Annotated in this window: 9 protein-coding genes; 6 read left to right on the top strand and 3 right to left on the bottom strand. The window is 63.0% G+C overall.

Going from position 1 to position 11,283, the window contains the following annotated elements:
* Positions 1 to 8 precede the first annotated feature (8 nt).
* Entirely contained in the window at positions 9 to 533 is a 525-nt protein-coding gene (locus E3T39_RS10815; protein ID WP_134515168.1) for a methylated-DNA--[protein]-cysteine S-methyltransferase, read from the bottom strand.
* 113 nt (positions 534 to 646) lie between these two features.
* Between E3T39_RS10815 and E3T39_RS10810 the strand changes: the two genes are divergently transcribed.
* The 4 genes from E3T39_RS10810 to E3T39_RS10795 all read left to right on the top strand — a co-directional run bounded on the left by E3T39_RS10810 (position 647) and on the right by E3T39_RS10795 (position 6,717).
* Positions 647 to 1,609 carry an aldo/keto reductase gene (locus E3T39_RS10810; RefSeq protein ID WP_134515166.1) on the top strand — a complete coding sequence of 321 codons (963 nt, stop codon included), beginning with the start codon at positions 647 to 649 and terminating at the stop codon, positions 1,607 to 1,609.
* Between the two features lie 20 nt (positions 1,610 to 1,629).
* Positions 1,630 to 3,363, top strand: a complete 1,734-nt coding sequence (locus E3T39_RS10805; protein WP_134515164.1) for an ABC transporter ATP-binding protein — start codon at positions 1,630 to 1,632, stop codon at positions 3,361 to 3,363.
* The gene (locus E3T39_RS10800) at positions 3,360 to 5,330 is read left to right on the top strand and encodes an ABC transporter ATP-binding protein (RefSeq protein WP_134515162.1); all 1,971 of its coding nucleotides are present in this window, start codon (positions 3,360 to 3,362) and stop codon (positions 5,328 to 5,330) included. Before E3T39_RS10805 ends, E3T39_RS10800 begins: the two co-directional genes overlap by 4 nt.
* Before the next feature lie 94 nt (positions 5,331 to 5,424).
* Positions 5,425 to 6,717 (top strand): DUF4192 domain-containing protein, encoded by a 1,293-nt coding sequence (locus E3T39_RS10795; RefSeq protein WP_166784103.1) that lies wholly within the window; start codon positions 5,425 to 5,427, stop codon positions 6,715 to 6,717.
* 16 nt (positions 6,718 to 6,733) lie between these two features.
* Here E3T39_RS10795 and E3T39_RS10790 read toward each other — a convergent pair whose 3' ends face one another.
* Positions 6,734 to 8,164, bottom strand: coding sequence for an aspartate aminotransferase family protein (locus E3T39_RS10790; protein WP_134515158.1), 1,431 nt, complete (start codon positions 8,162 to 8,164; stop codon positions 6,734 to 6,736).
* 3 nt (positions 8,165 to 8,167) lie between these two features.
* On the bottom strand, positions 8,168 to 8,650 hold the full coding sequence (locus E3T39_RS10785; protein WP_134515156.1) for an Lrp/AsnC family transcriptional regulator: 483 nt from the start codon (positions 8,648 to 8,650) through the stop codon (positions 8,168 to 8,170).
* 123 nt (positions 8,651 to 8,773) lie between these two features.
* Between E3T39_RS10785 and E3T39_RS10780 the strand changes: the two genes are divergently transcribed.
* Entirely contained in the window at positions 8,774 to 10,210 is a 1,437-nt protein-coding gene (locus E3T39_RS10780; protein WP_134515154.1) for a gamma-aminobutyraldehyde dehydrogenase, read from the top strand.
* Between the two features lie 101 nt (positions 10,211 to 10,311).
* Positions 10,312 to 11,115 carry a PP2C family protein-serine/threonine phosphatase gene (locus E3T39_RS10775; protein ID WP_338145274.1) on the top strand — a complete coding sequence of 268 codons (804 nt, stop codon included), beginning with the start codon at positions 10,312 to 10,314 and terminating at the stop codon, positions 11,113 to 11,115.
* Positions 11,116 to 11,283: the final 168 nt, after the last annotated feature.

Genomic DNA, 11,283 nt, shown 5'->3' with positions numbered 1-11,283 from the left:
CTGCCCGGCTACCGGTGCGCGATGCCCTCGTGATTGAGCAGCCAAGCTTTGGTGGGGATACCCTGCCCGGCACTATAGCCGGTGATCTGACCGCTCGTCGCCAGTACGCGGTGACAGCCGATGATGATCGGCACCGGATTCGCGCCGACGGCTCCGCCGATGGCGCGGCCCGAACCCGGTCGGCCGACGTCACTACCGAGCGCCCCGTAGGAGATGACGTTGCCAAAGTTGAGGCTGGCCAGCCGAGCCCAGACGCTGCGCTGAAACTCGGTGCCGCGCGTCAGGTGCACGGGAAGATCGAACGACTGCCGGGTTCCGGCGAAGTATTCGTTGAGCTGTTCGGCGGCGAGTCGCAACACGGGGGAGGGGGTCTCCGGGGTCGCGTCGAGTGGCAGGTGACCGTCGGTTTCGATGGAAAGAGAAAGAATGCCCTCATCGTCGGCGGTGAGTTCCAGACGGCCGACGGGGCTGGGGAGGCGAAGGAGCGCGTGCGTCGTTGTGGGGAGCTGGGTGTGCGTCGGAATGCTGTCCATGATTCGACTGTAGCCGCCGTTTCGGCCGAGACTTCGCGGGTTTCGGACATGGGTGCACAAGGGCCTGGCACTCGCACCTGTGCAGGAGGCGGCTGCGCCCCTAGTCTGTAGTGATGGCTCAAATTGAATATCGCAGACTCGGCTCCTCCGGACTGACCGTCTCGACGATCGGGCTCGGGTGCAACAATTTCGGTCGCACCGGGACCGCGTCCGAGAGCCAGGAAGGCACGACGGCGGTGATCGACGCCGCTTTCGAAGCAGGGGTGACGTTGTTCGACACCGCCGACATTTACGGTGCGGAGCGAGGACTGAGCGAAACGCTCATGGGACACTCGCTGCGGGGCAAGCGCGACCAGATCGTGCTGGCCTCGAAGTTCGGCCTGGACATGGGCGGGTTGAACGGTCCGGACTGGGGCGCGCGCAGCTCACGCCGGTACATCCGCTTAGCCGTCGAGGCGTCCCTCCGACGACTGCAGACCGACTGGATCGATCTCTACCAGCTGCACGCTCCCGACCCGTCAACCCCGATCGAAGAGACCCTGTCAACCCTGCACGACCTCATTACCGAGGGCAAGATTCGTTACATCGGTCACTCCAACCTATCCGGATGGCAGATCGCCGAAGCCGAGTTCACCGCCCGTATGAACGGTCACCCCGCGTTCATCTCGAGCCAGAACGAATACAGCCTGCTCGCACGTGGTGTCGAAGACGAGGTGTTGCCGGCCGTGAACGCATACGGCCTCGGGTTTCTGCCCTTCTTCCCGCTCTACAATGGCTTGTTCACCGGCAAATTCTCTCGCACGGGCGGGCCAGCCGACAGCCGCATCATGATGATCAGGCGCCACCTCGTCGACGATGCCCCGTGGGACGTGATCGAGCAGTATCAAAAATGGTGTGACGCGCGCGGGGTGAGTATGTTGGCCGCGACGTTCGCCTGGCTGCTGGCGCAGCCGGGACTGACCAGCGTCATCGCCGGCGCCACCAAGCCTGAGCAAATCATTCAAAACGCGGATGCCGCGGCGTCCTGGCAGCCGTCGGCCGACGAGGTCGCGTACATTTCCAACCTCTTCGCCTGACCCCACCCTGGGAGAACTTCGTGCTGTGGTCCTTACTCGTGCGGTACCTGCGTCCACACTGGAAGCTGCTTCTCGGAGTGATTCTCTTTCAACTGGCCCAATCGATCGCCTCTCTCTTTCTGCCCACCCTCAACGCCGACATCATCGATGAGGGCGTCGCAACCGGTGACACCGGCTACATTCTGCGTGTTGGCGGACTGATGTTGCTGATCACTCTCACGCAGATTGTCTGCGCGATCGTGGCTGTGTACTTCGGTGCGAAGGTGGCGATGAAGGTCGGGCGCGACCTGCGCGGGGCCGTCTTCAGCAGGGTGGGCGAGTTTTCCGAGCAGGAGGTCACCCGGTTCGGGGCCCCATCGCTCATCACCCGCTCCACCAACGACGTGCAACAGGTGCAGATGCTCGTGCTCACCACCTGCACCCTGCTGGTAACTGCACCCATCCTCAGCATCGGCGGTGTGATCATGGCGATCCGTCAGGACGTGCAGCTGTCCTGGCTTATCGCGGTGAGCGTGCCGATCCTGCTTATCGCCGTCGGGTCCATCGTGGTCAGGATGGTGCCGCTGTTTCGCAGGATGCAGACGCGCATCGACACCGTCAACCGGGTACTGCGGGAACAGCTGACCGGTATCCGGGTGGTGCGGGCGTTCGTACGCGAGACGCAAGAGATCGCCCGGTTCGCTAGGGCCAACCAGGACGTGACCGACGTCGCCCTGAGCTCGGGTCGGCTGATGGCGCTCATGTTCCCCATCGTCATGCTCGTGCTCAACGTCTCCAGCGTCGCCGTGATTTGGTTCGGCGCGTTTCGCATCGAAGACGGATCGATGCAGGTGGGTACGCTGATCGCGTTCCTCAGCTACCTCATGCAAATTCTCATGGCCGTCATGATGGCCACGTTCATGGCCGTCATGATCCCGCGCGCTGCCGTCTCGGCGGACCGCATCGGTGAGGTGCTGGCGACCGAGTCGAGCGTTGTGCCGCCGGCCAACCCGGTGAACGCAACGGTCGGTCAAGGCGAACTCGAACTGCTCGATGTTGGATTTTCCTATCCGGGCGCCGAACAGCCGGTGCTGCGTAACGTCAGCTTCATCGCCCGTCATGGCCAGACCACCGCGATCATCGGCAGCACCGGCAGCGGCAAAACCACCCTGGTCAACCTGCTGCCGCGCTTGTTCGACGCCACGAGCGGCTCCGTACTCGTCGATGGCGTCAACGTGCGCGAGCTCAGTCCCGACCTGCTCTGGGGGCAGATCGGCCTCGTGCCGCAAAAGCCCTATCTTTTCTCCGGAACGGTGCGCAGCAACCTGCTCTACGGCAAACCGGATGCGACAGAGGAGGAACTCTGGCAGGCCCTCACGATCGCCCAGGCTCGGGACTTCGTCACGGAAATGAACGGCGGGCTCGACGCACCGATTTCGCAAGGCGGCACCAACGTGTCGGGTGGCCAGCGCCAGCGCCTCGCAATTGCGCGCGCCCTCGTAAAACGGCCGGAGCTGTACATTTTCGACGACTCATTCTCGGCCCTCGACCTCGCCACCGATGCTCGACTTCGGCTTGCCCTCAAGCAAAGCACCGATGGCGCCACCATGGTCATCGTCGCCCAGCGGGTGTCGAGCATCATGGACGCAGACCAGATCCTGGTGCTCGAAGACGGCCGCATCGTCGGTCGGGGAACCCACGAGCAGCTCCTCGATACGAACACCACGTATCAGGAAATTGTGTCGTCCCAGCTCTCCGCGGAGGAAGCCGCATGAGCGAGACGCACGCCGATGACAAGCCGGCGGTGCGTCCGCAGCGCGGCGGCGGGCCGTTTGGCGGCATGAGCCTGCCGGCCGAGAAATCGATGAACTTCACCGCGTCTGGCAAACGCCTGCTCGGCAAGCTCCGCCCCGAGCGGCTTTGGCTCGCTCTCGTGCTCGTGCTCGTGCTCGCCGTGATCAGTGTTTCGTTCTCCGTGCTCGGCCCACGTCTGCTCGGCGAAGGTACCAACCTGATTTTCTCTGGCATCGTGTCGAAAAGCCTGCCCAGTGGCAGCAGCCAAGCCGAGGTGATCGCGGAACTGCGAGCAGCCGGCAACACCACCCGGGCCGACATGCTCAGCGGCATGACGCTCACCCCCGGGCTCGGAATCGACTTCGCCATACTCTCCACCGTGCTGTTCTGGGCGCTCGCACTGTATGTGCTGTCGAGCGTGTTCAGTTGGATGCAGGCCTACGTGCTCAACGGCGTGGTGCAGCGCACGGTGTACCGGTTGCGGGAAGAGATCGAGGCGAAGATCAACCGCCTGCCGCTGAGCTACTTCGACAAGAAGCCGCGCGGTGAGCTGCTCAGTCGAGTGACAAACGACGTCGACAATATCTCGCAGAGCCTGCAACAGTCGCTGAGTCAGGTGGTGACCAGCTTGCTCACTGTCATCGGCGTGATAGTGATGATGCTCATCCTCTCGCCGCTGCTCGCTGTGATCGCGCTTGTCACGGTGCCGCTCACCCTCGTGATCACGGCGTTCATTGCGAAGCGTTCCCAGAAACTGTTTGTAGCCCAGTGGGCGAACACCGGCGAACTCAATGGTCAGATCGAGGAGACGTTCACCGGCCATGCGCTGGTCAAGGTGTTCGGCCGGCAGAAAGAGGTCGACGCCCGGTTCACGGCCAAAAACGACGAACTCTATGAGGCCAGCTTCGGCGCCCAGTTCATCAGCGGCATGATCATGCCGGCCATGACCTTCATCGGCAACCTTGTCTACGTCGCTATCGCGGTTGTCGGCGGACTGCAGGTTGCTTCCGGCGCCATGCAGTTGGGTGACGTGCAGGCGTTCATCCAGTACTCCCGCCAGTTCACTCAGCCGCTCGCGCAGCTCGGGTCGATGGCGAACCTGCTGCAGTCGGGCGTGGCATCCGCTGAACGCGTGTTTGACCTGCTCGACGCCGACGAACAGAGCGAAGACCCCGACCCCGCCGACGCGCCCACCCAGGTGCACGGGCGTCTGGTCTTTGAAAACGTGTCGTTCCGGTATACCGCGGACAAACCACTGATCGAGGAACTCAGCCTCGTCGCCGAACCCGGGCAGACCATCGCGATCGTCGGTCCGACCGGAGCCGGCAAGACCACGCTGGTCAACCTCATGATGCGGTTCTACGAGATCGACTCGGGGCGCATCCTGCTCGACGGCATCGATGTTGCCACCATGACCCGGCATGACCTGCGCAGCCGCATGGGCATGGTGCTGCAGGACACCTGGCTGTTCGGCGGCACGATTCGCGACAACATCGCCTACGGCCGACCGGATGCGACGGAGCAGGAGATTCTCGCCGCAGCCACCGCGACCTATGTCGACCGTTTCGTACACTCGCTCCCGCACGGCTACGACACCGTGCTCGACGATCAGGGCAGCAACGTGAGCGCCGGCGAAATGCAGCTGCTCACCATCGCCCGCGCGTTCCTGGCGCAGCCGAGCGTGCTCATCCTCGACGAGGCGACCAGCTCGGTGGACACCCGCACCGAAGTTCTCGTGCAGAAGGCGATGAGCGCCCTGCGGGCCGAACGCACGAGCTTCGTCATCGCCCACCGCCTGTCGACGATTCGTGACGCGGACCTCATTCTGGTCATGGAATCGGGCCGCATCGTGGAGCAGGGCAACCACGTGCAGCTGCTCGCCGCCAACGGTGCCTACCAGGCGCTGTATGCCGCACAATTCGCAGCGCCCGTTGCCGACGAGGTCTAGAGGCGACTCCTCCCCAACCGGTCACATCCCCGAATCAACCCCAGATTTGGTCCGGCGCAGATCCAGCGCGCGGCGGCGCTGGCACAGTAGCGGCATGCATCCCACCATTGTCAAAGCCCAGAAGGCCCAGGACTTTCTGGCACTCGTTCCCCAGCTGCTCGGTTTCGCTCCCGAGACCAGCGCCGTGCTCGTCGCGTTTCGTGGCAACCGCACCTGCGGTGCGCTGCGTTTCAATCTGCCGGACGACGGTGCACCCCACAAGGTGTACAAACGCATCGCGACGACCCTCGCCGGGATGCTGTGCAAGATTCCCGGGGTGGACGCCGTCGTTCCGGTCATCTACACCGGTGATTCCTTTAACGATGCCGTCGGCATCCCGCGCGAACAGTTTGCCGAGATTTTGAACCGGCGGCTCGAGTGGAGCGGTTTTCTGCTGCGCGATTCCCTGTGCGTGGCAGCGGATGCCTGGGGAAGCTACCTCGATTCGGAGTGCCCCGCTGGCGGGCATCCACTCAGCGATATCGCCGCGTCACCGGTGAACATGGCGGCGAACGAGGAAACGGGGACCAAGCTTGTACGCCCGCTCGGCACTCTGCAGAACGGCGCGGATCCGATCGGCGTCAACCTGGCGACCCAGGAACGCCTGGCCCGGATCTACCGGCGGTACCGCCACCTGCTCGCGCGGGCCGAGAACTCTCCACCGCTGTTTAGCGCCTTCGGCGTCGCACTCGACCCGATAGCGATCGCCGAGGAGGCACTGACCTGGCCGAATCCGCCCACCGAGGAAAACGCCGCGGCGCTTCTCGTGCTCGTGCAGTCCCCGCCCAATCGCGATCAGATCATGGTGCAGTTCGCCTTCGGGCGCGATGAAGGGGTGCGCGCCCACGACATCAACGGACGGTACGCTCGGCTCCAGCACGAAACCGGTCGAAGCCTCGACGACCTCGTAGCCGAGGAGATCAGCATCGGTGACCCGACCGCTGCACACACCGGCGACATCATGCTTGGCCTGCAGTGCGAACGGCCCGACATTGACCGGATCCGTGTCGCGATCACCCTGCTGCGCACCGTCGTTGCCATGGCACCTCGATCGGCCAGGCCTGCGCCGCTCTGCATGCTGGCCTGGTTGTCGTGGGCACTCGGCAGCGGGTCCGTGGCCGGCTTCTTCGTGGACCAAGCCCTCGCCATCGACTCGCAGTACAGCATGGCGATCCTGCTGGAACTGCTGCTCGACTCTGGACACCTGCCGGAGTGGGCGTTCGCGGTCCCGCGCGATGATGACGGCGATGATGACGGCGCAGTTGAGGAGAGCGACGGCTACGAACTCGACGAAGACCTTGATCAAGACTGGGGTGAAGACTTCGACGAGCGCGCAGCCGGCCGCTGAACCTCGTTCAGAGCAGCTACATGTACTTCGGCGCCTCCGACAGCACCCCGTGCAGAATCTCGCCCATCTCGGCGAATTCCTTCGGGCCAACGGTTAGTGGGGGAGCGAGCTGGATGACCGGGTCGCCACGGTCGTCGGCGCGGCAGTACAGTCCGGCCTCGTAGAGCGCCTTCGACAGGTAGCCGCGCAGCAGACGCTCAGATTCCTCGTCGTTGAAAGTTTCCTTGGTGCCCTTGTCCTTGACCAGCTCGATACCAAAGAAATACCCGGCACCACGCACGTCGCCGACGATGGGCAGGTCGAGCAACTTCTCCAGTTCCTTGCGGAACAGCGGCGAATTCTCACGAACGTTCTCGTTGAGTTTCTCCTCTTCGAAGATGTCAAGGTTGGCCAGGGCCACTGCCGAGGAGACCGGGTGGCCACCGAACGTGTAGCCGTGGTAGAACGTCGTGTCGCCGTGTTTGAACGGTTCGTAGATACGGTCACTGATGATGGTCGCGCCGATTGGCGAGTATCCGCTCGTCATGCCCTTGGCACAGGTGATCATGTCGGGTTGAATGTCGTAGGTCGTCGACGCGAACATGTTACCGATGCGACCGAACGCCGTGATGACCTCGTCGGCGACCAGGAGCACGTCGTACTTGTCACAAATCTCGCGTACCCGTTTGAAGTATCCGGGAGGCGGTGGGAAGCAGCCGCCGGAGTTCTGTACCGGCTCCAGGAAGACGGCGGCGACGGTTTCGGGGCCCTCGAACTCGATCATCTCCTCGATGCGGTTCGCGGCCCACTGACCGAACATTTCGAGGTTGTCACCGAGGCCGAGGCCAGGGCTCATCTCGTCGGCCCGATAGAAGTTTGTGTTGGGAACGCGGAAACCACCGGGGGTGACCGGCTCGAACATCTCCTTCATCGCCGGGATGCCGGTAATGGCCAGGGCGCCCTGCGGGGTGCCATGGTAGGCGACATTGCGGGAGATGACCTTGTGCTTGGTCGGGCGGCCCATCAGCTTCCAATAATACTTGGCGAGCTTGAACGCGGTCTCGACCGCTTCACCGCCTCCGGTGGAATAGAACACCCGGTTGAGGTCGCCGGGAGCATGGGAGGCGAGCCGATCGGCGAGTTCGATCGCGTTCGGGTGAGCGTACGACCAGATTGGGAAGAAGGCGAGTTCCTCGGCCTGCTTGGCAGCGACTTCGGCCAATCGCTTGCGTCCGTGCCCCGCGTTGACCGTGAACAGGCCGCTGAGGCCGTCAATGTACTGCTTACCCTTGGAATCCCAGATGTGGTGCCCCTGGCCCTTGACGATGATGGGCACTCCAGCGCCGGATTCCATCACCGACTGACGCGAGAAGTGCATCCAGAGGTGATCCTTGGCCTTCTGCTGAAGCTCGGCGTTGTGGGCGTCGCTGAAGGCAATAGGCGTTTCGGTGGGCGTGGTGAGAGTCATTTTTTACCGTGTTCCCCAGTTATAGAACTGTTTATGGAGTTTGAGATAAACGAACGTCTCGGTGGAGAGGACTCCATCGAGATTGCGGATCTTGGAGTTGAGCAGTTCGAGCAGTTCGTCGTCGTCTTCGCAGACGACCTCGGCGAGAATGTCAAAGGTGCCGGCCGTGAGCACGACGTAGTCCACGGCATCGATCTCGGCCAGCTGCTCGGCGAGCACGCGGGTGTCGGCTGAGGCGCGAATGCCGATCATGGCTTGACGGAAGAAGCCCAGCTGCATCGGGTCCGTTACAGCTACCACCTGCATGACACCGGAGTCAGTGAGTTTCTGTACCCGTTGGCGCACGGCCGCTTCGCTGAGGCCGACAGCTTTGCCGATCTCCGCGTACGACCGACGTCCATCCGCTTGAAGCTGTTCGATGATCTTTTTCGACACATCGTCGAGCTGGGCCGGCTTGGGCGACTGACCGCGCCTTTGTCCATTCATGCATCGATTCTGTCAGTCCAAATACACTTCAGCAAGCGAATCCGTCGCGTTTTATGCAAATTACTGCGGATTTCATTTGTGAATCTCGATGCATTTCACATTGAAATAGATACACTGGGCCGCATGAGCGCCCCCGAACTACGTAACTTCATCAATGGTCAGTACGTCGACTCCACCGCGACGGATCGGTTCGACCTCATCGATCCCGCGACCGAAACGGTCTACGGCACTAGCCCGGTATCGAATGCAGCCGATGTGGACTCGGCCTACCGGGCCGCAGCATCCGCTTTCGAAATGTGGGGCGAGACGACCCCGGCCGTGCGGCAGCTAGCGCTCTTTCGCATAGCGGATGCGATCGAGACGCGCGCCGAGGAATTCGCCGACGCCGAGTCGCTCGACACCGGGAAGCCTCGGTCCACCCTGGTTGACGACGAGATTTTGCTCTCGGTCGATCAGATTCGGTTTTTTGCCGGCGCCGCCCGCAACCTCGAGGGTCGCGCGGCCGGCGAGTATATGACTGACCACACCTCATTCATCCGGCGTGAACCGATCGGTGTCGTCGGCCAGGTCACGCCCTGGAATTACCCCTTGAACATGGCGGTGTGGAAGTTTGCGCCCGCGCTCGCCGCCGGCAATACCACGGTGCTGAAGCCCTCGGACACGACCCCGAGCGCGACCCTGCTGCTCGCCGAGGTCGCGGCGGAATTTCTTCCAGCCGGTGTGCTTAACGTGCTCGTCGGCGACCGCACGACCGGTGCGGCCATGGTCGACCACAAGACCCCGCAGCTTGTGTCGATCACCGGTTCGGTGCGGGCGGGAATGGCCGTGGCCGAAGCCGCGTCACACGACCTGAAACGGGTGCACCTCGAGCTGGGCGGCAAGGCACCGGTCATCGTGTTCGACGATGCGGATATCGAGCTCGCCGTTGCCGGGATCGTCGCCGCCGGCTTCTTCAACGCCGGTCAGGACTGCACGGCTGCAACCCGGCTGCTTGTGCAAGGTGGCATTCACGACGAATTCGTCGCTGCGCTCGCCGCCTATGCCCGTGACAACGCCCGCACGGGGGCTCCTCGCGAAACGGGCATTCTGTTTGGACCGGTTAACAACGCCAACCAGCTTGCCCAGGTAGCCGGCTTCGTCGACCGTCTGCCCGACCACGCCGTGCTCGAACTTGGCGGACATCGGGTTGGCAGTACCGGATATTTTCATCAAGCAACCATCGTGAGCGGGCTCGTGCAGACCGATGAGGCGGTGCAGCAGGAGATCTTCGGGCCGATGATGACCGTGCAGCGCTTCACCGACGAGGCCGAGGCGCTTCGCTGGGCGAACGATGTGCAATACGGCCTGGCATCGTCGGTGTGGACCCGCGACCACGGCCGTGCGATGCGCTTCGCCAAGCACCTTGACTTCGGTTGCGTCTGGATCAACACGCACATTCCCATCGTTGCCGAGATGCCGCACGGCGGTTTCAAGCACTCCGGCTATGGCAAGGATCTTTCGATGTACGGGTTCGAGGATTACACGCGGATCAAGCACGTGATGAGCTACATCGGGCACTAGGTGCAGCGTCCGTGGGCGGTGACGTTATTATGGTCCAAGTCCTTCGGTGAACGTTGGAACGGCGGGGACGGATTCGTGCCCACACTCGGAAGGCACCTCCCGTGACCCAGATTGGTCAAGGTTCGACCGAATTTCGCGTCGAACTGCCCAGCGTTTCCACGACGCTAACGCTGGCGTGGGCCGCCATGACCGATGTCGGCCATCGCCGCGAGGTCAACGAGGACAGCCTCCTCGCCGCTCCGCCCCTGTTCGCAGTGGCCGACGGCATGGGTGGTCACTCGGCCGGCGATGTCGCAAGCGCCGCAGTAGTGACCAGGCTCGCCGAGCTCTCCGGAACACTCGTGGCGGAGGCCGGTTCGATCGACCGGGCGCTCGCTCTCGCCGTGGAAGACATGGCGCAGGGTGTCGGCGTCACCGACCAGGGCACCGGAACCACCGTGACCGGCGTAGCGCTGGCACTCGTCTCGGACGCCGTTAGCTGGATCGTCTACAACATCGGCGATTCCCGGGTCTACCAGCTGACCGGTGGTGTTCTCGAGCAGGTCACCAACGACCACTCGGTCGTGCAGGAACTCGTCGATGCCGGGCGCATCACCCGTGAAGAGGCCGATGTGCACCCGCATGGCAACATCATCACTCGGGCCGTCGGCTTTCACGAACCGCCCATTCCCGATTACCGTATCCTGCCCATCCAGGCAGGCATGCGCATCCTGGTCTGCTCAGACGGACTCACTAAAGAACTCACCTCTTACGGAATCCGTCATTTTCTGCTCGAACAGAAGCTGGCAGCGGATGCCGTCGCGGCAATGGTCGAGGCGGCCCTGGAAAACGGTGGTCGCGACAACGTCACCGCAATCGTGATCGACGTGCTCGCCGTCGAATCGTACGAGGCGCCCAACACCTGACCTGGCCCAGTCACACTTCTTCGGACGTTCGGTATCGGCTTTCAACCGGGAGTCCGGAATCGGGATCGGCTGGAAAGCGTCCTCTTTCATCGCTGACATTCGGCTGATCCTCATGGTCATCGCCGGCCGGCTCTGGCGCGTGCTGACCCGCCGTCGATAGCACGCCCG

The organism is Cryobacterium suzukii (assembly GCF_004403185.1).
GTDB lineage: Bacteria > Actinomycetota > Actinomycetes > Actinomycetales > Microbacteriaceae > Cryobacterium > Cryobacterium suzukii.
The sequence above is the reverse complement of the archived record's forward strand: the minus strand, read 5'-3'. Positions and strand labels throughout refer to the sequence as shown.